Origin of the sequence: Pseudomonas putida W15Oct28, assembly GCF_000708715.2 — a bacterium.
Taxonomy (GTDB): Bacteria; Pseudomonadota; Gammaproteobacteria; order Pseudomonadales; family Pseudomonadaceae; genus Aquipseudomonas; species Aquipseudomonas putida_R.
Map to the genome: position 1 here is coordinate 17,435 of NZ_JENB01000005.1, position 24,274 is coordinate 41,708.

At 62.2% G+C, this 24,274-nt stretch carries 20 protein-coding genes, 6 tRNA genes and 1 pseudogene; 21 read left to right on the forward strand and 6 right to left on the reverse strand.

The window, feature by feature from the left end:
• The first annotated feature begins 6 nt into the window (after window positions 1–6).
• The 17 genes from argR to mgtE all read left to right on the forward strand — a co-directional run bounded on the left by argR (window position 7) and on the right by mgtE (window position 16,582).
• Window positions 7–987, forward strand: coding sequence for a transcriptional regulator ArgR (argR, locus tag AK81_RS04425; protein ID WP_043197040.1), 981 nt, complete (start codon window positions 7–9; stop codon window positions 985–987).
• 557 nt (window positions 988–1,544) lie between these two features.
• A complete protein-coding gene (locus AK81_RS04430) occupies window positions 1,545–2,765 on the forward strand; it encodes an aspartate aminotransferase family protein (RefSeq protein WP_043197041.1) in 1,221 nt (406 codons plus the stop codon).
• Between the two features lie 135 nt (window positions 2,766–2,900).
• Entirely contained in the window at window positions 2,901–3,920 is a 1,020-nt protein-coding gene (gene aruF / locus AK81_RS04435; RefSeq protein ID WP_043197042.1) for an arginine/ornithine succinyltransferase subunit alpha, read from the forward strand.
• A 78-nt stretch (window positions 3,921–3,998) separates the two neighbouring features.
• On the forward strand, window positions 3,999–5,027 hold the full coding sequence (gene astA / locus AK81_RS04440) for an arginine N-succinyltransferase (protein WP_016498492.1): 1,029 nt from the start codon (window positions 3,999–4,001) through the stop codon (window positions 5,025–5,027).
• Entirely contained in the window at window positions 5,028–6,491 is a 1,464-nt protein-coding gene (astD, locus tag AK81_RS04445) for a succinylglutamate-semialdehyde dehydrogenase (RefSeq protein WP_043197043.1), read from the forward strand.
• Window positions 6,492–6,514: 23 nt separating this feature from the next.
• Window positions 6,515–7,864: an N-succinylarginine dihydrolase gene (gene astB, locus AK81_RS04450; protein WP_043197044.1), complete on the forward strand. Its 1,350-nt coding sequence runs from the start codon at window positions 6,515–6,517 to the stop codon at window positions 7,862–7,864.
• Between the two features lie 14 nt (window positions 7,865–7,878).
• Entirely contained in the window at window positions 7,879–8,169 is a 291-nt protein-coding gene (locus AK81_RS04455) for a hypothetical protein (protein ID WP_016488488.1), read from the forward strand.
• Window positions 8,170–8,179: 10 nt separating this feature from the next.
• Window positions 8,180–9,187, forward strand: coding sequence for a succinylglutamate desuccinylase (astE, locus tag AK81_RS04460; RefSeq protein ID WP_043197046.1), 1,008 nt, complete (start codon window positions 8,180–8,182; stop codon window positions 9,185–9,187).
• Window positions 9,188–9,616: 429 nt separating this feature from the next.
• A complete protein-coding gene (alaS, locus tag AK81_RS04465) occupies window positions 9,617–12,241 on the forward strand; it encodes an alanine--tRNA ligase (protein ID WP_043197047.1) in 2,625 nt (874 codons plus the stop codon).
• A gap of 84 nt (window positions 12,242–12,325) precedes the next feature.
• A complete protein-coding gene (locus tag AK81_RS04470) occupies window positions 12,326–13,561 on the forward strand; it encodes an aspartate kinase (RefSeq protein ID WP_043197049.1) in 1,236 nt (411 codons plus the stop codon).
• Window positions 13,562–13,727: 166 nt separating this feature from the next.
• Window positions 13,728–13,916, forward strand: coding sequence for a carbon storage regulator CsrA (gene csrA / locus AK81_RS04475; RefSeq protein ID WP_003254503.1), 189 nt, complete (start codon window positions 13,728–13,730; stop codon window positions 13,914–13,916).
• A 72-nt stretch (window positions 13,917–13,988) separates the two neighbouring features.
• Window positions 13,989–14,079: transfer RNA gene (locus tag AK81_RS04480), tRNA-Ser, on the forward strand.
• A gap of 106 nt (window positions 14,080–14,185) precedes the next feature.
• A tRNA-Arg gene (locus AK81_RS04485) sits at window positions 14,186–14,262 on the forward strand.
• Window positions 14,263–14,333: 71 nt separating this feature from the next.
• A tRNA-Arg gene (locus AK81_RS04490) sits at window positions 14,334–14,410 on the forward strand.
• A gap of 73 nt (window positions 14,411–14,483) precedes the next feature.
• Window positions 14,484–14,560 (forward strand) — tRNA-Arg (locus AK81_RS04495).
• 72 nt (window positions 14,561–14,632) lie between these two features.
• A tRNA-Arg gene (locus tag AK81_RS04500) sits at window positions 14,633–14,709 on the forward strand.
• Between the two features lie 430 nt (window positions 14,710–15,139).
• Entirely contained in the window at window positions 15,140–16,582 is a 1,443-nt protein-coding gene (gene mgtE / locus AK81_RS04505; RefSeq protein WP_043197051.1) for a magnesium transporter, read from the forward strand.
• A gap of 219 nt (window positions 16,583–16,801) precedes the next feature.
• Here mgtE and AK81_RS04510 read toward each other — a convergent pair whose 3' ends face one another.
• Window positions 16,802–17,128 carry an Arc family DNA-binding protein gene (locus AK81_RS04510; RefSeq protein ID WP_003254499.1) on the reverse strand — a complete coding sequence of 109 codons (327 nt, stop codon included), beginning with the start codon at window positions 17,126–17,128 and terminating at the stop codon, window positions 16,802–16,804.
• A 344-nt stretch (window positions 17,129–17,472) separates the two neighbouring features.
• On the opposite strand from AK81_RS04510, the gene phnN reads away from it, so the two are divergent.
• Window positions 17,473–18,066 (forward strand): phosphonate metabolism protein/1,5-bisphosphokinase (PRPP-forming) PhnN, encoded by a 594-nt coding sequence (gene phnN, locus AK81_RS04515; RefSeq protein ID WP_043197053.1) that lies wholly within the window; start codon window positions 17,473–17,475, stop codon window positions 18,064–18,066.
• Window positions 18,067–18,177: 111 nt separating this feature from the next.
• Window positions 18,178–18,254, forward strand: a tRNA-Arg gene (locus AK81_RS04520).
• Window positions 18,255–18,256: 2 nt separating this feature from the next.
• Here the strand turns inward: AK81_RS04520 and AK81_RS04525 are convergent.
• The 3 genes from AK81_RS04525 to AK81_RS04535 form a co-directional block, all read right to left on the reverse strand.
• Window positions 18,257–19,645: an amino acid permease gene (locus AK81_RS04525; RefSeq protein ID WP_043197054.1), complete on the reverse strand. Its 1,389-nt coding sequence runs from the start codon at window positions 19,643–19,645 to the stop codon at window positions 18,257–18,259.
• A 181-nt stretch (window positions 19,646–19,826) separates the two neighbouring features.
• Window positions 19,827–20,153: an AzlD domain-containing protein gene (locus AK81_RS04530; RefSeq protein ID WP_043197056.1), complete on the reverse strand. Its 327-nt coding sequence runs from the start codon at window positions 20,151–20,153 to the stop codon at window positions 19,827–19,829.
• Window positions 20,150–20,884, reverse strand: coding sequence for an AzlC family ABC transporter permease (locus AK81_RS04535; RefSeq protein ID WP_043197057.1), 735 nt, complete (start codon window positions 20,882–20,884; stop codon window positions 20,150–20,152). Before AK81_RS04535 ends, AK81_RS04530 begins: the two co-directional genes overlap by 4 nt.
• A 121-nt stretch (window positions 20,885–21,005) precedes the next feature.
• Between AK81_RS04535 and AK81_RS04540 the strand changes: the two genes are divergently transcribed.
• Window positions 21,006–21,884, forward strand: a complete 879-nt coding sequence (locus AK81_RS04540; RefSeq protein WP_043197058.1) for a LysR family transcriptional regulator — start codon at window positions 21,006–21,008, stop codon at window positions 21,882–21,884.
• Between the two features lie 155 nt (window positions 21,885–22,039).
• Here the strand turns inward: AK81_RS04540 and AK81_RS04545 are convergent.
• A pseudogene (locus AK81_RS04545) lies at window positions 22,040–22,720 on the reverse strand (dihydrodipicolinate synthase family protein); the annotation flags it as partial.
• Between the two features lie 70 nt (window positions 22,721–22,790).
• Entirely contained in the window at window positions 22,791–23,126 is a 336-nt protein-coding gene (locus tag AK81_RS04550; protein ID WP_043197062.1) for an ArsR/SmtB family transcription factor, read from the reverse strand.
• A gap of 49 nt (window positions 23,127–23,175) precedes the next feature.
• Here AK81_RS04550 and xenA point away from each other — a divergent pair, with 49 nt between their 5' ends.
• The gene (xenA, locus tag AK81_RS04555; protein ID WP_043197064.1) at window positions 23,176–24,267 is read left to right on the forward strand and encodes a xenobiotic reductase XenA; all 1,092 of its coding nucleotides are present in this window, start codon (window positions 23,176–23,178) and stop codon (window positions 24,265–24,267) included.
• Window positions 24,268–24,274: the final 7 nt, after the last annotated feature.

Below are 24,274 nucleotides of genomic sequence, written 5' to 3' on the forward strand. Positions count from 1 at the left end.
CACCCTATGACCACCCAGCGAATCGGTTTTCTCATCTGGCCCAGCACCAGGCCTTTGACCCTGGCGCTGGCCGAGGAAGTGTTGCAGGTGGCGCAGCGGGTGCATCCGGATGTGGTCTACGAACTGGCCTTCCTGCAGGCTGAGCCTGCGCAAGAGGGTGGTTGGCGCCTGCCGGGCGAGCCGTGGACCGGCCGCCTGGAAGGCTGCCACAAATTGTTCCTGGTGGCTGACGAGCCGCCTGCGGCGGTAGGGGCTGCCTTGTCGACTGCGCTCAAGCAGCTGGCACGCAGTGGCTGCCTGATTGGCGGCTTGGCTGCCGGGGTTTATCCGCTGGCGATGCTGGGCCTGCTCGACGGTTACCGGGCTGCAGTGCATTGGCGCTGGCAGGACGATTTTGCCGAGCGCTTCCCCAAGGTCATCGCCACCAGTCACCTGTTCGACTGGGATCGCGATCGCCTGACGGCCTGTGGCGGCATCGCCGTGGCCGACCTGCTGCTGGCAGTGCTGGCCCGTGATCACGGGGCGGAACTGGCGGGGGCGGTGTCGGAAGAGCTGGTAGTGGAGCGCATCCGTGAGGGTGGCGAGCGTCAGCGCATTCCGCTGCAGAACCGCCTGGGTTCTAGCCATCCCAAGCTGACCCAGGCGGTGCTGTTGATGGAAGCCAACATCGAAGAGCCGCTGACCACCGACGAGATTGCCCAGCATGTGTGCGTGTCGCGTCGGCAACTGGAGCGCATCTTCAAGCAATACCTGAACCGCGTGCCGAGCCAGTACTACCTGGAGCTGCGGTTGAACAAGGCGCGGCAGATGCTCATGCAGACTAGTAAGTCGATCATCCAGATCGGCTTGTCCTGTGGCTTCTCCTCGGGGCCGCATTTTTCCAGTGCCTATCGCAACTTCTTTGGCGCCACGCCACGGGAAGACCGCAACCAGCGGCGCAGCAGCAGCCCGTTCGAACTGAGCTCGGCGCCGGCCGAAAAGGGCTGAGGTTTTGGGTGGGTTCGGGCGTATGCCTTGGGTTTGATGGTGCGGCGAAAATCGAGCGCCGCCCGCGCGGCGCTTCGCGGGGCAAGCCCGCTCCCACATCTGTTTCGGGCCAATCACTCCTGAGTCATTGGCGCGCGCCCCCTATTTGATCCATTTGATATCGAAGGGTAAGCATTTGCTCTTCTTCTATTTCCAGCTATGCGCCAAGGGTGCGCGCGCCGAAGGCACAGGCGAAACTGGCCCGAAACAAATGTGGGAGCGGGCTTGCCCCGCGAAGCGCCGCGCGGGCGGCGCTCGATCTCACAGGCAACACATCAACACCGCCGAACATCCCCGTCCCCCACAAACCTATGTGAACACCCGTTCACCCAGCACCCTCTCTCCCGTACACTGCGCGATTGCGACAGTGTTTGTCGCATTGCCGAAAGCCTTGTCAAAACTGGGTTTTGCGCTGTAACAAGTTGTCGCTTGGCCGCAAGGACAGGCGCGGATCAGTCCTTACAATCCCCCCATCGCTCGCCCACTTCCAGGCCAGCGTTCCTCTTCAGGAGACTCAGATGTCCGTTGAGCAAGCCCCGGTGCAACGTGCCGATTTCGACCAGGTCATGGTCCCCAACTATTCTCCGGCGGCCTTCATTCCTGTGCGAGGCGAGGGTTCCCGAGTATGGGACCAGTCGGGTCGCGAGTTGATCGACTTTGCCGGTGGCATCGCGGTAAACGCCCTGGGCCACTGCCACCCGGCGCTGGTCAAGGCGCTGACCGACCAGGCCAACACCCTCTGGCACGTATCCAACGTGTTCACCAACGAGCCGGCCCTGCGCCTGGCCCACAAGCTGGTGGACGCCACCTTTGCCGACCGGGCGTTCTTCTGCAACTCTGGCGCCGAGGCCAACGAGGCCGCCTTCAAGCTGGCCCGCCGCGTCGCCCATGACCGCTTCGGCTCGGAAAAGCACGAAATCATCGCCACCGTGAACAGCTTCCACGGCCGCACCCTGTTCACCGTCAGCGTCGGTGGCCAGCCGAAGTACTCCGACGGCTTCGGCCCGAAGATCACCGGCATCAGCCACGTGCCGTACAACGACCTGGAAGCACTGAAAGCCCAGATTTCCGACAAGACCTGCGCCGTGGTAATCGAGCCGATCCAGGGTGAGAGCGGCGTGGTGCCGGCCGACCTGGCCTACCTGGAAGGCGCACGCAAGCTGTGCGACGAGCACAACGCCCTGCTGATCTTCGACGAAGTGCAGACCGGCGTGGGCCGTACCGGTTCGCTGTATGCCTACCAGCACTACGGCGTGACGCCCGACATCCTGACCAGTGCCAAGAGCCTGGGCGGCGGCTTCCCGATCGGCGCCATGCTGACCACCACCGAACTGGCCAAGCACCTGGCCGTCGGTACCCACGGCACCACCTACGGCGGCAACCCGCTGGGCTGCGCCGTCGCCTGTGCGGTGCTGGATGTGGTCAATACCCCTGAAACCCTGGCCGGCATCAAGGCCAAGCACGCACGTTTCAAAACCCGCCTGGAACAGATTGGCCAGAAGTACAGCCTGTTCACCCAGGTGCGTGGTGTCGGCCTGCTGCTCGGCTGCGTGTTGACCGAGGCTTGGCAAGGCAAGGCCAAGGACGTGCTCAACGCCGCCGAGAAAGAAGGCGTGATGGTGCTGCAGGCCGGCCCGGACGTGGTGCGTTTTGCGCCAAGCCTGGTGGTTGAAGACGCCGATATCGATCAAGGCCTGGACCGCTTCGAGCGCGCTGTGGCCACCCTGACCAAAGGCTGATCCGCCTGCGGTCCCGTCGCCGGCCCAGGCCACTGCATGGCCTGGCCGGCGATACCCGATTCCACTGCAGGTGCCCGTGTACCTGCCGTTTTTCCGTGCCGCCGTGAGCGGCCCGTATTCCAAAGGAGTGACACCATGCTGGTGATGCGCCCCGCGCAAATGGCTGATCTGAACGAAGTGCAGCGCATGGCTGCAGACAGCCCCATTGGTGTCACCTCGCTGCCGGACGACGCTGCTCGCCTGGGCGACAAGATCGCCGCTTCCGAGACTTCCTTCGCCGCCGAGGTCAGCTTCAACGGCGAGGAAAGCTACTTTTTTGTGCTCGAAGACAGCGAGACCGGCAAGCTGGCCGGCTGCTCGGCCATTGTCGCTTCGGCAGGCTACTCCGAGCCGTTCTACAGCTTTCGTAACGAAACCTTCGTGCACGCCTCGCGCGAGCTGAAGATCCACAACAAGATCCACGTGCTGTCGTTGTGTCATGACCTGACCGGCAACAGCCTGCTGACCAGCTTCTATGTATTGCCGGAGCTGGTGAACAGTGGCTGGGCCGAGCTCAATTCGCGCGGCCGCCTGCTGTTCATGGCGGCGCACCCGGAGCGTTTCGCCGACTCGGTCGTGACCGAAATCGTCGGGTACAGCGACGAGAATGGTGAATCGCCGTTCTGGGATGCCATCGGCCGCAATTTCTTCGACCTCAACTACTCCGACGCCGAGCGCCTGTGTGGCCTGAAGAGCCGTACCTTCCTCGCTGAACTGATGCCCCACTACCCGATTTACGTGCCGTTGCTGCCCGACGAGGCGCAGGAAGCCATGGGCCAGGTGCACCCGCGCGCGCAGATCACCTTCGACATCCTCATGCGCGAAGGCTTCGAAACCGAGCACTACATCGACATCTTCGACGGCGGCCCGACCCTGCATGCGCGCGCCTCGGGTATTCGTTCGATCGCCCAGAGCCGGGCGGTGCCGGTGAAAATCGATGAAGCCGCGGGCAAGGGGGGGCGCCCGTACCTGGTGTGCAATGGCCAGTTGCAAGACTACCGCGCGGTGCTGCTGGACCTCGACTGGGTGCCCGGCAAGCCGGTCAGCCTGAGCGTGGCTGCGGCCGACGCGCTGGGTGTGGGCGAGGGTGGCAGCGTGCGCCTGGTCGCGGTCTGAGGTCTGGTAACAGACGTTTCGGGATTGATGCGTTAGAAGAGTTTTGCGCCGGCCGACGCCGCCGCACAAGGAGATAGCATGATCGTTCGTCCTGTACGCAGCAGCGATTTGCCTGCGTTGATCGAATTGGCACGCAGCACCGGCACCACCGGGCTGACCACGCTGCCGGCCAACGAAGAACGCCTGGGGCATCGTGTTGGCTGGGCGGAAAAGAGCTTCCGTGGCGAAGCCGAGCGTGGCGACACCGACTACCTGTTCGTGCTGGAGAACGACGAAGGCCTGGTGGTCGGCATCAGTGCCATCGCCGGAGCCGTCGGCCTGCGCGAACCTTGGTACAACTACCGGGTCGGCCTGACCGTCAGCGCCTCGCAGGAGCTGAAGATCTATCGCGAAATCCCCACCCTGTTCCTTGCCAACGACCTGACCGGCAACTCCGAGCTGTGCTCGCTGTTCCTGCGTAGCGACCACCGCTCCGGGCTCAATGGCCGCCTGCTGTCGCGTGCGCGCATGTTGTTCATTGCCGAGTTCCCGGAGCTGTTTGGCAAGAAGATCATTGCCGAAATGCGCGGCATGTCCGATGAGCAGGGCCGTTCGCCGTTCTGGGAAAGCCTTGGCCGGCATTTCTTCAAGATGGAGTTCAGCCAGGCGGACTACCTGACCGGTGTTGGCAACAAGTCGTTCATCGCCGAGCTGATGCCCAAGTTCCCGCTGTACACCTGCTTCCTGTCCGAGGCGGCGCGCGACGTGATCGGCCGCGTGCACGTCGATACCGAGCCGGCGCTGGCCATGCTCAAGCAGGAAGGCTTCAACTACCAGGGCTATGTCGACATCTTCGACGCAGGCCCGGCCATCGAGTGTGATACCGCCAAGATCCGCGCCGTGCGCGAGAGCCAGACGCTGGTGCTGGCGGTAGGCACGCCGGGCGACGACGCCACCCCTTACATCATCCACAACCGCAAGCGCGACGATTGCCGCATCACTGCCGCGCCTGCGCGGCTGGCCGCCGGTACTCTGGTGGTCGACCCGTTGACCGCCAAGCGTCTGCGCATGGGCGCCGGCGACAACGTGCGTGCCGTGCCGCTGTCGGCCAGCCGGGAGGCCCAGTAAATGACCACGCATTACATCGCAGGCAATTGGCTGGCGGGGCAGGGCGAACCCCTGCAGTCGCTGAACCCGGTGACCCAGGCTGTCATCTGGCAGGGGCAGGGTGCTGACGCCAGCCAGGTGGAGGCCGCTGTGCAGGCCGCGCGCCAGACCTTTCCGGCCTGGGCGCAACTGAGCCTGGAAGCGCGCATCGACGTGCTGGAGAAGTTCGCCGAGCAGCTGAAAAAGCATGCCGAAGCGTTGGCCCAGTGCATCGGTGAGGAAACCGGCAAGCCGCTGTGGGAGTCGGCGACCGAAGTCACCAGCATGATCAACAAGGTGGCGATCTCGGTACAAAGCTACCGCGAGCGCACCGGTGAAAAGAGCGGCCCGCTGGCTGACGCCACGGCTGTGCTGCGGCACAAGCCCCATGGCGTGGTGGCGGTGTTCGGCCCCTACAACTTCCCCGGTCACCTGCCCAATGGCCATATCGTGCCGGCGCTGCTGGCGGGTAACTGCGTGGTGTTCAAGCCCAGTGAGCTGACGCCCAAGGTTGCCGAGCTGACCGTCAACTGCTGGATCGCCGCCGGCCTCCCGGCGGGCGTGCTGAACCTGGTGCAGGGCGCCCGTGAAACCGGTGTGGCGCTGGCCGCCAACCCGGGGATCGATGGCCTGTTCTTCACCGGCTCCAGCCGCACCGGCAACCTGCTGCACCAGCAGTTCGCCGGTCGCCCGGACAAGATCCTGGCCCTGGAAATGGGCGGCAACAACCCGCTCGTGGTCGACGAGGTGAAAGACCTCGACGCCGCGGTGTACACCATCATCCAGTCGGCGTTCATCTCCGCCGGCCAGCGTTGCACCTGCGCGCGGCGCCTGCTGGTGCCGCAAGGCGCCTGGGGTGATGCGCTGATCGCGCGCCTGGTCGAGGTGTGCAAAACCATCACGGTAGGCGCGTTCGATGAACAGCCGGCGCCGTTCATGGGCTCGGTCATTTCGCTGCAGGCGGCGCGGGCGCTGATTGCGGCCCAGGCCGAACTGGCCGCCAAAGGGGGCGTGAAGCTGCTGGAAATGACCCAGCCGCAGGCTGATGCCGCGCTGCTGACCCCGGGCATTGTCGATGTCACAGCCGTGGCCGAGCGCCCGGACGAAGAGTTCTTCGGCCCGCTGCTGCAGGTGATCCGTTATGCCGACTTCGATGCCGCCATCGATGAAGCCAACAACACCCAGTACGGCCTGGCCGCTGGCTTGCTGTCCGACTCGCGTGCCCGTTACCAGTACTTCTGGCTGCGCAGCCGCGCTGGCATCGTCAACTGGAACAAGCAACTGACCGGCGCCGCCAGCAGTGCGCCGTTCGGTGGCGTGGGTGCCAGTGGCAACCACCGCGCCAGTGCCTATTACGCGGCTGACTACTGCGCTTACCCCGTGGCTTCGCTGGAAACCGCCAGCCTTGCCTTGCCGGCGACCCTGACGCCGGGCGTCACCCTATAACAACAGGTCACGGAGCCTAGCCGATGAAATCCTATGAAGTGAATTTTGATGGCCTGGTGGGGCCTACCCACAACTATGGCGGCCTGTCTTACGGCAACGTGGCTTCGCAGAGCAACAGCCAGCAGGGTTCCAGCCCGCGTGAAGCCGCGCGCCAAGGCCTGGCGAAAATGAAAGCGCTGGCCGACATGGGCTTCAAGCAGGGCGTGCTGGCGCCGCAAGAGCGCCCGGATGTAGCGGCGCTGCGCCGCCTGGGCTTTGGCGGCAGCGATGCCGAGGTGATCCAGCGTGCTGCCAAAGAGGCCATGCCTCTGCTGGTGGCCAGCTGCTCGGCGTCGAGCATGTGGGTGGCCAACGCCGCCACGGTCAGCCCGAGTGCCGACACCGCGGATGGCCGTGTGCATTTCACCGCCGCCAACCTGAACTGCAAGTACCACCGCAGCATCGAGCACCCGACCACCAGCCGCGTGCTGGGCGCCATGTTCAGCAACGAGAAACACTTTGCCCACCACGAAGCATTGCCTGCCGTGGCACAGTTCGGTGACGAGGGCGCAGCCAACCACACGCGCTTCTGCCGTGCCTATGGCGACGCTGGCGTGGAGTTCTTTGTTTATGGCCGCAGTGCCTTTGACAGCCGTTACCCGGCGCCGCAGAAGTACCCGGCCCGGCAAACCCTGGAGGCCTCGCAGGCCGTGGCCCGGCTGCATGGGCTGAGCGATGGCGGTGTGGTCTACGCTCAACAGAACCCGGCGGTTATCGACCAAGGCGTGTTCCACAACGATGTGATTTCGGTGGGCAACGGCGAGGTGCTGTTCTACCACGAGGATGCTTTCCTCGAGACGGACGCGGTGCTTGGCCAGCTGCGAGCTAAACTGGCCAGCAAGGGTGGCAACTTCCAGGCCATCTGTGTGCCACGGGCGGCGGTGGCAGTAGAGGACGCCGTGCGCTCCTACCTGTTCAACAGCCAGCTGCTCAGCCGCGATGACGGCTCCATGCTGCTGGTGGTGCCGGAAGAGTGCCGCAACAACGAGCGGGTCTGGGCCTACCTGGGCCAGCTGACCAGCCAGGGTGGCCCGGTGAAGGAGGTCAAGGTATTCGACCTCAAGCAAAGCATGCAGAACGGCGGTGGCCCGGCTTGCCTGCGTTTGCGCGTGGCGTTGAAGGAATCGGAACTGGCGGCGGTCAACCAAGGCGTTATCATGAGCGCCCCGCTGTACGACACCCTGGTGCAGTGGGTCGACAAGCATTACCGCGATCGCCTCGGCGAAGCGGACCTGGCCGACCCGCAACTGCTGGTGGAGTGCCGTACGGCACTGGACGAATTGACCCAGATCCTGAAGTTGGGCTCGGTATACCCGTTCCAACGCCAACCTTGAAGAGAGACTTTGCAATGACCGACGCCCTGCGCCTGATCCTTGAAGATGAAGACGGCACCCAGCTGGAAACCTCCTGCACCCGCTTTGCCGTGGTTTGGCAAGGCAAGGAAGTGTGGATTCAGCAAGATGGCCGTGGCCAGCTGCTGATCGGTGTGGACGTTGACGAAGACGACACCGAATACGCCAACCTGTTGCTGCGCCCTATGGCCACCAACCTGGTCAGCCTGCAGCTGGAAATGGAGCCGGCCGAGGTTGGCGAAGACGACGATCACGTCCATGGCCCCGACTGCGGCCACCATCACTAAGGAAGTCCCTATGCTCGCCCTTGGCAAATTGCTTGAGCTGACCCTCACCGATCACGAACCGGCCGAGAAGACCCAAGTGACACCCAAGGGCGCGCGTTTGCGCTGGCTGGGGGAGGGCGCGCTCGAAGTGCGCCCGGCCGAAAACGAAGATTGCGGGCTGGACTTGCTGTTGTCTGCCGGCATCCATGGCAACGAAACGGCGCCGATCGAATTGCTCGAACGGCTGCTGCACGGCGTGGCCAACGGCAAGATCAAACCCAAGGCGCGGCTGCTGTTCCTGTTCGGTAACCCAGCGGCTATCCGCAAGGGTGAGCGTTTCATCGAGCAGGACATCAATCGGCTGTTCAATGGTCGCCATGAGCTTTCCAGTGGTTTCGAGGCCTTGCGTGCCGCCGAGCTGGAGCAATTCGCCCGGGTGTTCTTCAGCAAGCCGGGGCGCAGCCGCCTGCATTACGACCTGCATACTGCCATCCGCGGTTCGAAGATCGAGCAATTCGCCTTGTACCCCTATAAAGAAGGGCGCAAGCATTCCCGTCGCGAACTGGCGCGCCTGGCGGCGGCCGGCATGGAGGCGGTGCTGCTGCAGAGCAAATCCTCCATCACCTTCAGTGCCTTTACCTACGAGCAGCTGGAGGCCGAAGCCTTCACTCTGGAGCTGGGCAAGGCCCGCCCGTTTGGCCAGAACGAGCAGGTCAACCTCGATCGGCTGGAGCAGCGCCTGATTCAGATCATCGAAGGCACCGAGCCAGAGGGCGAAGGCTCGCTGGATGGCCTGCAGCTGTTCAGTGTTTCTCGCGAGATCATCAAGCACAGCGATAGCTTCCACCTGCACCTGCCGGCGGATATCGAGAACTTTTCCGAGCTGAGCAAGGGTTACCTGCTGGCCGAAGACCTGGCCGAGACGCGCTGGGTGGTCGAGGAGGAGGGGGCGCGCATCATCTTCCCCAACCCCAAGGTCAGGAACGGCTTGCGGGCGGGTATCCTGATCGTGCCGGATTCGGGGCAGCGATTAGGCTGATGCGCTATGGCTGCTCCTGTGGGAGTTGCTTTTGTGGGAGCGGCCTTGTGTCGCGATAGGGTCGCAAAGCGGCCCCGGCAATATTTGCGGCGAAGCTGCGATTGTTGGGCCGCTGCGCGCCCCATCGCGACACAAGGCCGCTCCCACAGGGATCTGTACTCGACTTGATCCCCCATGAAACTCTTTTAATTCACCGCCTGTTCCATTTTCCCTCCCCATCGGCGGTAATTGGCTTGCCAGTGGCGAAAGACAGGATTTAGCATCCGGTCATGTCATTTTCGTTTGCATAGCCCGAAAAACCGTCCAAACGATGGTTTCTATCGTATAAACACACTGCATCGAGATTGCAGGACCGATATAATGCGGCCCTTTGCCGTCGTTTCGTCGACGCGTTTGCCCAACAGGGCCGCCGTTTCCGTGGAAGAACCTATGAAAAGCGCAGAAATCCGTGAAGCCTTCCTTCGCTTCTTCGAAGAGCAGGGACACACCCGAGTCGCCTCCAGTTCGCTGATCCCGAACAACGACCCAACCCTGCTGTTCACCAATGCCGGCATGAACCAGTTCAAAGACTGTTTCCTCGGCGCGGAGAAGCGTGCCTACACCCGTGCTGTCAGCAGCCAGAAGTGCGTGCGCGCCGGTGGTAAGCATAACGACCTGGAAAACGTCGGTTACACCGCGCGTCACCATACGTTCTTCGAAATGCTGGGCAACTTCAGCTTCGGCGACTATTTCAAGCGCGACGCGATCACCTTCGCTTGGACCTTCCTGACGTCGGAACACTGGCTGAACCTGCCCAAGGAAAAGCTCTGGGTAACCGTCTACGCCACTGACGACGAAGCCTACGATATCTGGACCAAGGAAGTCGGCGTGCCGGCCGAGCGCATGGTGCGCATCGGCGACAACAAAGGCGCCCCGTACGCCTCCGACAACTTCTGGACCATGGGTGACACCGGCCCGTGCGGCCCGTGCACCGAGATCTTCTACGACCACGGCGCGGACATCTGGGGCGGCCCACCCGGCTCGCCAGAAGAAGACGGCGACCGCTACATCGAGATCTGGAACAACGTCTTCATGCAGTTCAACCGCACCGCCGACGGCGTGCTGCACCCGCTGCCAGCGCCGTCGGTGGACACCGGCATGGGCCTGGAGCGCGTCAGCGCCGTGCTGCAGCACGTGCACTCGAACTACGAGATCGACCTGTTCCAGAACCTGCTGGAAGCTGCGGCCAAGGCCATCGGTTGCAGCAATGACGGCCAGGCGTCGCTGAAAGTGGTCGCCGACCACATTCGCTCGTGCGGCTTCCTGATTGCCGACGGTGTGCTGCCGTCCAACGAAGGCCGTGGCTATGTGCTGCGCCGCATCATTCGTCGTGCCTGCCGTCACGGCAACAAGCTGGGCGCCAAGGGCAGCTTCTTCTACCAGATCGTTGCCGCACTGGCCGGCGAAATGGGCGAGGCCTTCCCTGAGCTGAAGAGCCAGCAAGCGCACATCGAGCGCGTGCTGAAGGCCGAAGAAGAGCAGTTCGCCAAGACCCTGGAGCAAGGCCTGCGCATCCTCGAGCAGGACCTGGCCCAGCTGAAAGGCGACGTGGTACCGGGCGACGTGGTGTTCAAGCTGTATGACACCTACGGCTTCCCGATGGACCTGACTGCCGACATCGCCCGTGAGCGCGAGCTGACCATCGACGAAGCCGGCTTCGAGCGCGAGATGGACGCCCAGCGTGAGCGTGCGCGTTCCGCCAGCGCCTTCGGCATGGACTACAACAGCGTGGTCAAGGTCGACAGCGCCACCGAATTCCTCGGCTACGACGCCACCGAAGGCCAGGGCAAGATCATCGCCCTGTACAAAGACGGCCAGGCCGTCGACCAGCTGGGTGAAGGCGAGCAGGGCGTGGTTGTGCTCGACCGCACGCCGTTCTACGCCGAATCCGGTGGCCAGGTGGGTGATAGCGGTTTCCTGCAGGCCGGCGCTTCGCGCTTTGACGTGCGTGACACCACCAAGACTGGCGGTGCCTTCCTGCACCACGGCGTGGTCGCCAGCGGTGCGCTGGTAATCGGTTCGCCGGTCGAGGCCAAGGTCGATGCCGACGTGCAGCACGCTACCGCGCTGAACCACTCCGCCACTCACCTGCTGCACGAAGCGCTGCGTCAGGTGCTGGGCGAACACGTACAGCAGAAGGGTTCCTTGGTCGACAGCCAGCGCCTGCGTTTCGACTTCAGCCACTTCGAGGCGGTGAAGCCAGAGCAGATCAAGGCCCTGGAAGACATCGTCAACCGCGAAGTGCGCAAAAACACCCCGGTGACAACCGAACTGACCGACATCGAAACCGCCAAGGCCAAAGGTGCCATGGCGCTGTTCGGCGAGAAGTACGGCGACACCGTGCGTGTGCTGAGCATGGGTGGTGATTTCTCGGTAGAGCTGTGCGGCGGTATCCACGCCAAGCGCACCGGTGACATCAGCCTGTTCAAGATCATCAGCGAAGGCGGCGTGGCCTCTGGCGTACGCCGTATCGAAGCGGTTACCGGCGCCGCTGCGTTGGCCTACCTGAACGCTGCCGAAGAGCAGGTCAAGGAAGCCGCGCAACTGGTCAAAGGTAACCGCGACAACCTGATCGACAAGCTGTCGGCTGTGCTCGAGCGCAACCGTCAGCTGGAGAAGCAGCTGGAACAGCTGCAGGCCAAAGCCGCCAGCGCCGCCGGGGACGATCTCTCCAACGCGGCTGTTGAGGTCAAGGGTGCCAAGGTCCTCGCCGCCCGCCTGGATGGGCAGGACGGCAAGGCCTTGCTGGCCCTGGTCGATCAGTTGAAGAACAAGCTCGGCCACGCAGTGATCCTGCTGGGCAGCGAGCATGAGGGCAAGGTTGTGCTGGTGGCCGGCGTGACCAAAGACCTCTCCAGCCAACTCAAGGCTGGCGATCTGATGAAGCAAGCCGCTGCGGCGGTGGGTGGCAAGGGCGGTGGCCGTCCGGACATGGCCCAGGGTGGTGGCGTCGACGTCGCTGCACTGGACCAGGCCCTGGCGCTGGCCGTGCCATTCGCAGAGCAGGGACTTTGAGATGAAGGGGCCGGCGGTCTAGTCGCCGGCCTCTTCATGTTGGATTGTTTTTTGGGGCCCTGTATGGGCTGAGGCACCATTGAAATGGCGTTGATCGTACAGAAATTTGGCGGCACCTCTGTCGGTTCCATCGAGCGGATCGAGCAGGTAGCCGAAAAGGTCAAGAAACACCGTGAGGCGGGCGACGACCTGGTGGTTGTGCTGTCGGCCATGAGCGGTGAAACCAATCGCCTGATCGACCTGGCCAAGCAGATCACCGATCAGCCAGTTCCGCGTGAACTGGACGTGATCGTGTCGACCGGTGAGCAGGTCACCATTGCCCTGCTGACCATGGCCTTGATCAAGCGTGGTGTGCCAGCGGTGTCCTACACCGGCAACCAGGTGCGCATCCTCACCGACAGCTCGCACAACAAGGCGCGCATCCTGCAGATCGACGACCAGAAGATTCGTGCCGATCTCAAGGAAGGTCGCGTGGTCGTGGTAGCTGGCTTCCAGGGTGTCGACGAGCACGGCAGCATCACCACCCTGGGCCGTGGCGGCTCCGACACCACTGGCGTGGCCCTGGCGGCGGCGCTAAAGGCTGACGAGTGCCAGATCTACACCGACGTCGATGGCGTCTACACCACCGACCCGCGCGTTGTGCCACAGGCCCGTCGCCTGGAGAAGATCACCTTCGAAGAGATGCTGGAAATGGCCAGCCTCGGTTCCAAGGTGCTGCAGATCCGTTCGGTGGAGTTCGCCGGCAAGTACAACGTTCCGCTGCGCGTGCTGCACAGCTTCAAGGAGGGTCCGGGTACCCTCATTACCATTGATGAAGAGGAATCCATGGAACAGCCGATCATTTCCGGTATCGCCTTCAACCGTGATGAAGCCAAGCTGACCATCCGCGGCGTGCCGGACACCCCGGGCGTGGCCTTCAAGATCCTCGGCCCGATCAGCGCTTCGAACATCGAAGTCGACATGATCGTGCAGAACGTTGCCCACGATAACACCACCGACTTCACCTTCACCGTACACCGCAACGAGTACGAGAGCGCGAAGGGCGTGCTGGAAAACACGGCCCGCGAAATCGGTGCCCGTGAAGTGATTGGCGACACCAAGATCGCCAAGGTCTCGATCGTTGGCGTCGGCATGCGTTCGCACGCCGGTGTTGCCAGCCGCATGTTCGAAGCCCTGGCCAAGGAGAGCATCAACATCCAGATGATCTCCACCTCCGAGATCAAGGTTTCGGTCGTGATCGAAGAGAAGTACCTGGAGCTGGCCGTGCGCGCGCTGCACACCGCGTTCGAGCTCGACGCACCTGTCCGACAGGGCGAGTAAGGCGCTGCCAGGAAGGGCGCGGCTTGCCGCGCCCTTCGCGTTTCTGCTCGCCACGCAGGGGCTGTCCTGCCCTGTGTGGCGAGTAACCGGGGCCTGGTCGTCGTCCACGACCAGGCCCTGATACCAAAGACTGTTACCCCTGAATGTTTTGCGTAAGGAGAAAGCTATGTTGATTCTGACTCGTCGGTGCGCCGAGAGCCTGATCATTGGAGACGGCGAGATCACCGTGACGGTGCTTGGCGTCAAAGGCAACCAGGTGCGTATTGGCGTCAGCGCCCCGAAAGAAGTGGCTGTTCACCGCGAGGAAATCTACCTGCGGATCAAGAAGGAGAAGGACGAAGAGCCAAGCCTTTAATTCTTTTGAAGTTTTTTTCAAAAAAAGGGTTGCAAAGGTGAAAGAGGTTCTTTAATATTCGCCTCGTGTTGCGGTGAGGTGGCCGAGTGGCCGAAGGCGCTCCCCTGCTAAGGGAGTATACCTCATAAGGGTATCGGGGGTTCGAATCCCCCCTTCACCGCCATTATTTGCGTAGGGCGCTGTAAACGGTAAGAACGCTAAGTAGTTGATGTTAAACGAAAACGTTCTTGCAAAAATGTTTCAGCGACCTATAATGCGCGGCAAGACACGGACTCATAGCTCAGCTGGATAGAGTACTCGGCTACGAACCGAGCGGTCGCAGGTTCGAATCCTGCTGAGTCCGCCACTTTTGAAGTGGCTTTGTTTGCAAGGCTGCTTCAATCAACCAGTGGTAACTGGTCTAAAACTACCAATCGCGGACTCATAGCTCAGCTGGATAGAGTACTCGGCTACGAACCGAGCGGTCGCAGGTTCGAATCCTGCTGAGTCCGCCACTTTCTTGAAGTGGCTCTGCTTGCACAGCTGCTTCAGTCAACCAGCGGTAACTGGTCTAAAACTGCCAATCGCGGACTCATAGCTCAGCTGGATAGAGTACTCGGCTACGAACCGAGCGGTCGCAGGTTCGAATCCTGCTGAGTCCGCCACTTTTTGAAGTGGCTCTGCTTGCAAAGCTACTTCAGTCAACCAGTGGTAACCTGGTCTAAAACTACCACCACGGACTCATAGCTCAGCTGGATAGAGTACTCGGCTACGAACCGAGCGGTCGCAGGTTCGAATCCTGCTGAGTCCGCCATACCCCATCAAGAAGCCCGCTCAATTGAGCGGGCTTTTTGTTTTCTTGCGCCACAGAATTGTTGGCCATGTCGATCTAAGCTCTTCTGTAATGATTGTGGTGTAGCTTGGGGCCGCTTTGCGGGCCATCGCGACACAAGGCCGCGCCCACTACACATCCCGAAATTCAATGTGCTTTCCCATCCACAACAACCGTCGCACTGATAGCTTCGAGCGTTGTCCTAGCTTTATCACGCAAACGATTGTTCTGGCCAAAAATTTAAGCGATCTGACAGCTTGAGCAGTGTATGATTGCGCCCGTCAGCCCCGCCGGGGCTTGTGGAAAACCACCATGGACTTACCCAGTAGTTACTCGCTAACAAGATTCATACAGAAAGATCTAACCGATTGATTCTTCCGGCGTGCTCCGCTGCTGGGAGTGGAGTTCGCCTATGACTGAAGTAGAAGTAAAAAAAGCGCAAGAAAGCCTGCAGGATCGCCTGGCCCAGGTGGTCGAACTGCTGCAACGCCAGCGTGTGGTCGAAGACCTGACGCACCGCCAGGAAGGCGCGCATAACGACCTGGTCGAAAACCTGGTCCACCGCCAGAATCTCGTCGAGCTGCAACGCAAGCTCGATGATCTGCACCCCGCCGACATCGCCTATATCCTCGAAGCCTTGCCCCTGGAAGACCGCCTGACGGTCTGGCAGTTGGTGCGCTCGGATCGCGATGGCGACATCCTGCTGGAAGTTTCCGACTCGGTTCGTCAATCGTTGATCGCCGACATGGACGATCACGAGCTGCTGGCCGCCGCCAAGGAAATGGACGCCGACGAGCTGGCCGACCTGGCCCCCGAGCTGCCGCGCGACGTTGTTCACGAGCTGATGGAAACCCTCGATGGCCAGCAACGCGAGCGCGTGCGCTCGGCGCTGAGCTACGACGAGGAGCAGGTCGGTGCGCTGATGGACTTCGAGATGGTCACCATCCGCGAAGACGTCAGCCTGGAAGTGGTGCTGCGCTACCTGCGCCGCCTGAAAGAGCTGCCCAACCACACCGACAAACTGTTCGTGGTCGATTACGACGGCATCCTCAAGGGCGTGTTGCCGATCAAGCGCTTGTTGGTCAACGACCCGGAGAAGAAGGTAGCGGAGGTCATGGCGACCGATCCGGTGTCCTTCCAGCCCGAGGAAGATGCCTATGATGCGGCGCAGGCTTTCGAGCGTTATGACCTGGTATCGGCACCTGTAGTAGACAAGGGCGGGCGCCTGATCGGCCGTTTGACCATTGACGAAATGGTCGACCTGATCCGTGAGGAGAGCGAGAGCGAAGTCCTCAACATGGCGGGTCTGCGTGAAGAGGAAGATATCTTTGCCTCGGTCTGGCGCTCGTTGCGCAACCGTTGGGCATGGCTGGCGATCAATCTGATTACTGCTTTTGTCGCTTCGCGCGTGATCGGGCTGTTCGAAGGCTCGATCGAAAAGCTGGTGGCGTTGGCTGCGTTGATGCCGATCGTTGCGGGTATTGGTGGCAACTCGGGTAACCAGACCATCACCATGATCGTCCGCGCCATGGCGCTGGACCAGGTGTCGCCGGGCAACACCAGTCGCCTGATGCGCAAGGAACTCGCGGTGTCGCTGATCAACGGCCTGGTATGGGGCGGAGTGATTGGTGCGGTGGCTTTCTGGCTGTATGGCAGTTGGTCACTGGGTGTGGTGATGACCGCAGCCATGACCTTGAACCTGTTGCTGGCGGCGCTGATGGGCGTGCTCATCCCGATGACATTGGCCCGCCTGGGCCGCGACCCGGCGATGGGGGCGAGTGTGATGATCACCGCCGTGACCGACAGTGGCGGCTTCTTCATCTTCCTTGGCCTGGCGACGGTGTTCCTGCTGTAAACCCTTTTTCTTGCAGTTGCGCGGCCCTGTGGGAGCGGCCTTGTGTCGCGAAAGGGCTGCGAAGCAGCCCCGGGGCATCAGCAGCAATGCACAGATTTCTGGGGCTGCTTCGCAGCCCTTTCGCGACACAAGGCCGCTCCCACAGGGGCCGCAACGCGGCCAGTCAGCCGCCCACAAAAAAGCCAGCTTACGCTGGCTTTTTCATGTTCGCTGCAGACCTCAGGAAGCGTCGGCGGCCATTTCCACATCGTGAGCGATGAGGGCGACCAAAGCGTTCTGCTGGCGGTGGGACAGTTGGCGGAAGCGTTGCAGCAACTCGCGCTCATGCAGTGACAGCTCAGGGCTGTCCAGGCGCATGCTCAGCTCGTCACCCAACGCACCTTCCTGGATAAGGCTCTGTTCCAGGCGCGCGATGATCTCGGAGTTCATGCTGCGGTGATGGTTTCGCGCTACCTCGGCAATGCGCTCACGCATCCCGTCTGGCAGGCGGACGACGAACTTGTCAGCAGTGCGGCTCGAATAAATAGCCTGTTTCATTGGGCGCATATAAATTGACCGGAGTTTGGTTCAGGGGAAGCGGTTCTCAAATTGGCCGCACGGGGTGGAAATACGACCGTGGCGACGACAAAATGTTCAACCGTCAGTAAAAATGGATGCTCATCTTGCCTTATGGTCGCCGTTTCCTTGGCGTCAATTCTGTGACAAATAGTGAGCCGGATAAAGGCTTTCTGCCAGTACCAATTATCAGAAATGAGCACTGGTTTGAAAAGTTTTACATGCTCCGGCTTGCCCAACCGTCAGACTTTTGCCGTCAAAAACTGGTAAAACGCAGCAAAAGGCAAGGAAAACACCTAGAATGCGGCGGTTTCCCTTCATAGAGCATAGTGGCTATGCAACATGACGCAAGCGACCGTCGATCAGGGACAGGCCGGTTGATATTTCTGATAGGACCGTCGGGTTCGGGGAAAGATTCCCTGATCGACGCTTCACGTGAGCGACTTGCGGTCGCCGGGGTAGAGATTGCCCGTCGCGTCATCACCCGTTCGGCCGAAGCCAAAGGCGAAGCCGCTCACGGGGTCACGCCCGAGCACTTCGAGGCCCTGCGTGCGCAGGGCGCATTTGCCATGCACTGGCGCGCCAACGGCCTGGACTATGGCATCCCACGGCAGGTGGACGAGTGGCTGGCGGCGGGCAGGGCAGTGCTGGTGAATGGCTCGCGGGCCTACCTGGGCGAAGCGCGCCAGCGTTACCCGGACCTGTTGGCGGTGCTGGTCGAGGTCAGGCCCGAAGTGCTGCGCCAGCGGTTACTGGCCCGTGGCCGCGAAACCGCCGATGAAGTCGAGCAGCGCCTGGCTCGCAGCGCCCGCTTGCAGGCACCGCCCGATCCGTCAGTGCATGTGCTGGACAACTCGACAACCCTGGAGGCAGCGGTCGCAGCCCTGTTCGGGCTGCTTCGCGATGAAGGTGTTCTGCCACAGGGGTAGCAGTGCCAGAAAAGGATTACGCGAAAAAGCCCGGTAGGTGCATGACAAACGCCAGCATGCTGGTTAACATGCTGGCCATCCCGCTGTGCAGCGCTCGCTGCCGGTCGTAGCGTCTCAGTAGCTCAATTGGATAGAGCATCCCCCTCCTAAGGGGAAGGTTGCAGGTTCAATTCCTGCCTGGGACGCCATTTCATGTCTCTCCCATTTTTGCCTCCGCCACCTGTGCAGCCGCCGCCGTCCGTTGGCGCGTCAGGAAGTACCCCGCCACTACCAGCACCACCGTCAGCACCGTGAACCAGAACTGGAAACGCGACGCCGGTTCGAACGCCTGGGTGCCGATCACTGCCAGCAAGGCGAACAGCGCAACGATATTGGCATATGGGAACAGCCAGGCGCGGAAGGCGTTGGGGTCGACCGCTTCGTGGCGGGTTTTCCAGCGCATGGCCACGTGGGCGATGATGATGAAGATCCATACGACCATCACGAGGCTGCCGGTACTTTTGGCCAGGGTCATGAACAGGTCGCCGGCGCTGATGAAGTGCACGGTCAGGATCATCGTGCAAATCGACAGGCTCAGCAGCAGTGCATTGATCGGCACGCCCTTGGCGCTGGTGCGCGAGAACAGCTTGGGCGCGTGCCCGCGCTGGCTCAGCGAGAACAGCATGCGCGAGTTGGAGAACATGAACGAGTTCATCACCGACATGAACGAGACGAACAGCACCAGTTTCATGGCCACCGCAGCACCACCGAACCCGGCCAGGCTGAACAGCGAAACATAGGGCGAAGCCAGGTTGGCCTTGTCGGTCCATGGCAGGCACAGGATCAGGATCGACACCGAGCCGACGTAGAACAGCATCACCCGCAAGATCACGCTCTTGATCGCGCGGATCACGTTCTGCCGCGGGTTCTCCGATTCACCTGCGGCCACGGCCGCGATTTCGCTGCCGCCCAGCGAGAAGATCACCACAATGACACCCGCCATCACTGGCGACAGGCCGTTAGGCATGAAGCCGTCGTGGGCGGTGAGGTTGACCAGGCCAGGCGAAGGAATGTCGTTGTGCAGCCCGAGCAGGATCGAGATGCCCAGCAGCATGAAGATGAGGATGGTGGCGACCTTCATCGCCGCCAGCCAATACTCCACTTCGGCAAACGAACGCACTGAGTAGGCGTTGCTGGCCATCAGTGTCACCAGCATCAGGAAAGCGCCTGCCCAGATCGGCAGCCAGGGTAGAAAGTCATGCAGGATGGCGCCCAGCAGCACCGCTTCGAGGGTGATGGTCATCATCGACTTGAACCAGTACAGCCAGCCGACTGAAAACCCGGCCCAGTCGCCGAGCCAGGTGTTGGCGTAGGTCGAGAACGACCCGGCATCCGGGTTGCGGCAGGCCATTTCGCCGAGCATGAACATGACCAGGGTGACCACCAGGCCACCAATGAAATACGACAGGATCGCCGCAGGCCCTGCCGATGCGATCAGTGAGCCCGAGCCCATGAACAGCCCCGCACCGATCACCCCACCCAGCGCGATCATGGTGATGTGCCGCTGCTTGAGGCTTTGCTTCAAACTGTTGGATTGCATTTCCTTGTCCTCTCTTATTGTTGGGGGGATCCGACAACGTCCCCCAACGCAGGCATCGTCATGCGCCTGCGTTCACGCGTGGCAAATAGCTACCAGCCTGCCACCATGGACAATAAGGCCAAGGACCTCAAACGATTTATCTGCACAACATCCTGCCGATTTTTCCTGAGGGCTTTTGCGCCTATAGCCCCCAGTGCTTCAGCGCCCACAACACGCCCATGCCCACCACCAGCGTCAGCAGGGTACTGCGCGTACGCCACGCCACCAGTGCAGCCAGTGCCGCTGCCGGTATCTGCGGGTTCATCCAGTCGAACCCGGCATGCCGGTCCGGGAACACCACGGCCGGCAGTACCAGCGCCGCCAGTACGCTGGCGGGCACGTAGGCCAGCGCGCGGCGAAACAGCGGTGGAATGCGCAACACCGTGTGCAGCTCGATGAACGAGAGCCTGATGGCGAAGGTGCCCAGGCCGATCAGGGCGAAGGTTATCCATTGAGTCGTTTCGCTCATGATGCTTCCTGCTCGCTGTTGGCTTCAGGCATTGGCTGCTTTTTTTGCCAGCTCTCGATAGCCAGCCCGGCAGTGATGCCGCCCAGCGCGCCAGTCAGCAGGCCGAGGTTGTACGGCAGGTCGGCTGCCAGTACGGCGAGCACACCACCGGTCAGCGCCGCGCCGAGCGTGGCAGCATTGCGTATGCCGGGTATCAACAGGGCCAGGAATGACAAGGGGATGGCAAAGCCCAGCGACCAGTCTTCCGGAATGCCCGCACCCAGGTACATGCCGGCCAGCACCGAGAGGTTCCAACCCAGGAACATGGTGATCGCCGTACCGGCATAGTAGGGGTAGGCGTGCTGGCCGAGCCCGCCCGAGCCCATCTTCAGCGTGCACAGGGCGAAGGACTGGTCGGACAGCATGTAGGCCATCGGCCACTTCTGCCGGCGCGGCAGCTGGCCCAGGTGCGGGGCGAGGCTGGCGCTGTACATCAGGAAGCGCAGGTTGATGACCAGCGCTGTCACTACCATGGTCACTGGCAGGGCGGCGTTCTGCATCAACTGCATCACCACCATCTGCGCCGACCCGGAATAGAACAGTAAAGTCATGCCGATGGCATCGGCCGGCGACAGGCCCATGCCGATGGCGGTGACGCCGGTGATCAGGCCGAAGGGCACGATGCCGGAGGTCAAAGGCAGGGCGCTGTGGGCCCCCTGCCTGAACGCTTGGGTCCCGCTGGGGTACGGCATTTGAGTTCCTTGAAAATGTTCGGGAGGAGCCAGCCAGGCACCTCCACGGTAATGCGCGTGACAGTTGGCCACAACGTCAGATTTCTGGAATAGTAGGCCTAAAAAAAATAGGCCTGACACTGTGCCCCTCGATACTCCAACACGGCATTCGCTACAGCTCAATGCCTTGCGCGCCTTCGAAGCGTCTGCCCGTTTGGGCGGCTTTGCCCGTGCCGCACTCGAACTCAAGGTAACCCCCGGTGCCATCGCTGCGCTGGTGAAGACGCTGGAAAGCGAATACGGCGCCGCCTTGTTCGAGCGCCACGCCAAAGGTGTGCGGCTGACGCCTTTGGGCGAAAGCGTCAAGGTTCAGTTCACCGAAGCATTCGACGCGGTGGAAGCAGCAGTGCGCACCCTTCGGCGCCTGGCCGCACCGCAACGGGTGCATATCGTCACCTCGCCGGCGTTGGCGCAGTTGTGGATCGGCCCACGCCTGCCGGAGCTGACCCGCCTGCTGGCACCCATCGAGATTTCGGTCACGGCGGTGGACGAGCCGCCCAACCTGAAGCGCAGCCCGTTCGACCTGTGCCTCTTCTACACCGAAAAGCCCGAGCGCTGGCAGCGCAGGATTACCACGGAAGAAATCCTGCCCGTGTGCGTGCCGGCCCTTGCGGCCAACATTGGCAGCCCCGAGGATTTCGCCGACGTCCGTTGTATTGCCGATGTGGGCTGGAATGACTGGACGGTGTGGAGCGCAGCGGTGATGCCAGGGCACAAGTTCGTGGCCCGCGGCCCGGGTTTTTCCCTGTACTCGATTGCATTGCAGCAAGCCCTGCTCGCTGCTGGTGTGCTGATGGGGCGCAAAAGCCTGGTGCAACGTTACCTGGACAGCGGCGAGCTGGTTGCGCCGATCGACTGCGCGGTGCCCTTGGGCATGACCATTGCCGCGTGGCGGCTGCCGGGTGCCAAGGGCAACCAGGTGGTGGCCGCCGTGGAAGAGGCGTTGTTGCATCTGGCTTGATCGGTTGACTCGGTCCCTGTAGGAGCGGCCTTGTGTCGCGATCGGGCTGCAAAGCAGCCCCAGCAATTTGTGCATCTGCGCGGAAACCCCGGGGCTGCTTTGCAGCCCGATCGCGACACAAGGCCGCTCCTACAAGAGGCCGCGCAGGGCAACAGTCAGGCGATGTTCTGCTCGGCCGACCAGCTGGCGTACCAGTTGCGGAACAGCGCGTACTGCTGCTCGGCATAGTTGCGCTGGGCATCGGTCAGCACGTCGGTTTCGTTGAAGTGCAGGCTGTACTCGCTGTCGCCGTTCAGCACCATCAGGTGTTTATAGTACAGCACCAGGTCGCAGCCCTCATCGAACGACGACAGCACCGCCAGCGCCGCTTCCAGCTCGCGTGCCAGGCGACGGGCCTTGGCATCGCCCTTGGCCGCCTGCTTGCTCAGGCTTACCAGGTGCAGCACCTCGCGCGGAACCATCAGGGTCACGTCGTCATCTTTGGAGGTGATGTGCTCGGCGGCGTAGCGCAGGTCGGCACCGCCACCGAATTCCTTGAAGCCGATCAGGTTGGGGAATTCGTGGCGCAGTTCGAAGAACAGGTCTGCGCGGGTGGCAAAGCCGTAGTAGGGGCTGTTGTAGATCACCGCTGGCAGCTTGGGCGCGGCGGCGAGGATGGCCGAGAAGTGGTGCTTCTGGGCGATCAGCGAAGCGCCGCGGCTGAGCACGCGGGGGATGACCATCAGGCCGGCGGCGCCGACTTTGGCCGCGTGGGCGGCATGCGCTACCGCTTCACGGGTGTTCACCGCGCCAGTCCCGACAATGGTCGGAATGCCAGCGGCCACCAGGCGCGCCACGCACAAAGTTCAAGGCAGTGGAGAACCTGTGGGAGCGGGTTTACCCGCGAAGAGGCCGCCACAGGAAATATCAATTCTGCCGCAAAATGCACTCCAGCAACCCGGGAAACCGCTCACCCAGCATTTCGCTGCGCAGTGAATTCATGTGGGTCGTTCCCACATTACGGGTATGCACCAGCCCTGCATCACGCAGCACGCGGAAGTGATGGGACATGCTCGACTTCGGCCTGCCCCCGTCCAGCTCGCCACAGCTGGCCTCGGCAACGCCGGCCAGGTGGCGGACGATTTCCAGGCGCACGGGGTCGCTGAGCGCGTAGAGCAGGCGTTCAAGGATCAGGTCGTCAGCGTTGGGGTGTTTATAGGCTCGCATGGCCGACATGATAACGGGGGTTTCACTAATTGCCATAGTTCGATTATGATCGAACAACAGTATTCAGATGAGCCCGGAGTTTCTCATGTCCGCACTGTTCGAACCCTACACCCTCAAAGACGTCACCCTGCGTAACCGCATCGCCATTCCGCCGATGTGCCAATACATGGCCGAAGACGGCATGATCAACGACTGGCACCACGTGCACTACGCCGGCCTGGCCCGTGGCGGTGCCGGCCTGCTTGTCGTGGAGGCCACTGCGGTGGCACCGGAAGGGCGCATCAGCCCCGGTTGCGCTGGTATCTGGAGCGATGCCCACGCTCAGGCGTTCGTGCCGGTGGTGCAGGCCATCAAGGCGGCAGGTTCGGTGCCGGGCATCCAGATCGCCCACGCCGGGCGCAAGGCCAGCGCCAACCGCCCATGGGAGGGTGACGACCACATTGCCGCCGACGACGCATGCGGCTGGCAAACCATCGCCCCGTCCGCCATTGCCTTTGGCGCGCACCTGCCGAAGGTGCCACGCGAAATGACCCTGGACGACATCGCCCGGGTCAAGCAGGACTTCGTCGATGCCGCCCGCCGTGCGCGTGATGCCGGCTTCGAGTGGATCGAACTGCACTTTGCCCACGGCTACCTGGGCCAGAGCTTCTTCTCCGAGCACACCAACAAGCGTACAGACGCCTACGGTGGCAGCTTCGACAACCGCAGCCGCTTCCTGCTGGAAACCCTGGCCGCTGTGCGTGAAGTGTGGCCAGAGAACCTGCCGTTGACCGCGCGTTTTGGTGTGCTGGAATACGATGGCCGCGACGAGCAGACCCTGGAAGAGTCGATCGAACTGGCGCGCCGCTTCAAGGCTGGCGGCCTTGACCTGCTGAGCGTAAGTGTCGGTTTCACCATTCCTGAGACCAACATCCCGTGGGGCCCGGCGTTCATGGGGCCGATTGCCGAGCGTGTGCGCCGTGAGGCGAAGCTGCCGGTGACTTCGGCGTGGGGCTTTGGCACACCGCAACTGGCTGAGGCCGCGTTGCAAGCCAATCAGCTGGACCTGGTTTCGGTAGGGCGTGCGCACCTGGCCGACCCGCACTGGGCGTACTTTGCGGCCAAGGAGCTGGGGGTGGAGAAAGCTTCCTGGACCTTGCCAGCACCATACGCGCACTGGCTTGAGCGGTATCGCTGAGGCTTAG

Coding starts and splice junctions, on each gene's coding strand:
- argR (WP_043197040.1), top strand. CDS start 7: ATGACCACCCAGCGAATCGGTTTTCTCATCTGGCCCAGCACCAGGCCT.
- AK81_RS04430 (WP_043197041.1), top strand. CDS start 1,545: ATGTCCGTTGAGCAAGCCCCGGTGCAACGTGCCGATTTCGACCAGGTC.
- aruF (WP_043197042.1), top strand. CDS start 2,901: ATGCTGGTGATGCGCCCCGCGCAAATGGCTGATCTGAACGAAGTGCAG.
- astA (WP_016498492.1), top strand. CDS start 3,999: ATGATCGTTCGTCCTGTACGCAGCAGCGATTTGCCTGCGTTGATCGAA.
- astD (WP_043197043.1), top strand. CDS start 5,028: ATGACCACGCATTACATCGCAGGCAATTGGCTGGCGGGGCAGGGCGAA.
- astB (WP_043197044.1), top strand. CDS start 6,515: ATGAAATCCTATGAAGTGAATTTTGATGGCCTGGTGGGGCCTACCCAC.
- AK81_RS04455 (WP_016488488.1), top strand. CDS start 7,879: ATGACCGACGCCCTGCGCCTGATCCTTGAAGATGAAGACGGCACCCAG.
- astE (WP_043197046.1), top strand. CDS start 8,180: ATGCTCGCCCTTGGCAAATTGCTTGAGCTGACCCTCACCGATCACGAA.
- alaS (WP_043197047.1), top strand. CDS start 9,617: ATGAAAAGCGCAGAAATCCGTGAAGCCTTCCTTCGCTTCTTCGAAGAG.
- AK81_RS04470 (WP_043197049.1), top strand. CDS start 12,326: ATGGCGTTGATCGTACAGAAATTTGGCGGCACCTCTGTCGGTTCCATC.
- csrA (WP_003254503.1), top strand. CDS start 13,728: ATGTTGATTCTGACTCGTCGGTGCGCCGAGAGCCTGATCATTGGAGAC.
- mgtE (WP_043197051.1), top strand. CDS start 15,140: ATGACTGAAGTAGAAGTAAAAAAAGCGCAAGAAAGCCTGCAGGATCGC.
- AK81_RS04510 (WP_003254499.1), bottom strand. CDS start 17,128: ATGCGCCCAATGAAACAGGCTATTTATTCGAGCCGCACTGCTGACAAG.
- phnN (WP_043197053.1), top strand. CDS start 17,473: ATGCAACATGACGCAAGCGACCGTCGATCAGGGACAGGCCGGTTGATA.
- AK81_RS04525 (WP_043197054.1), bottom strand. CDS start 19,645: ATGCAATCCAACAGTTTGAAGCAAAGCCTCAAGCAGCGGCACATCACC.
- AK81_RS04530 (WP_043197056.1), bottom strand. CDS start 20,153: ATGAGCGAAACGACTCAATGGATAACCTTCGCCCTGATCGGCCTGGGC.
- AK81_RS04535 (WP_043197057.1), bottom strand. CDS start 20,884: ATGCCGTACCCCAGCGGGACCCAAGCGTTCAGGCAGGGGGCCCACAGC.
- AK81_RS04550 (WP_043197062.1), bottom strand. CDS start 23,126: ATGGCAATTAGTGAAACCCCCGTTATCATGTCGGCCATGCGAGCCTAT.
- xenA (WP_043197064.1), top strand. CDS start 23,176: ATGTCCGCACTGTTCGAACCCTACACCCTCAAAGACGTCACCCTGCGT.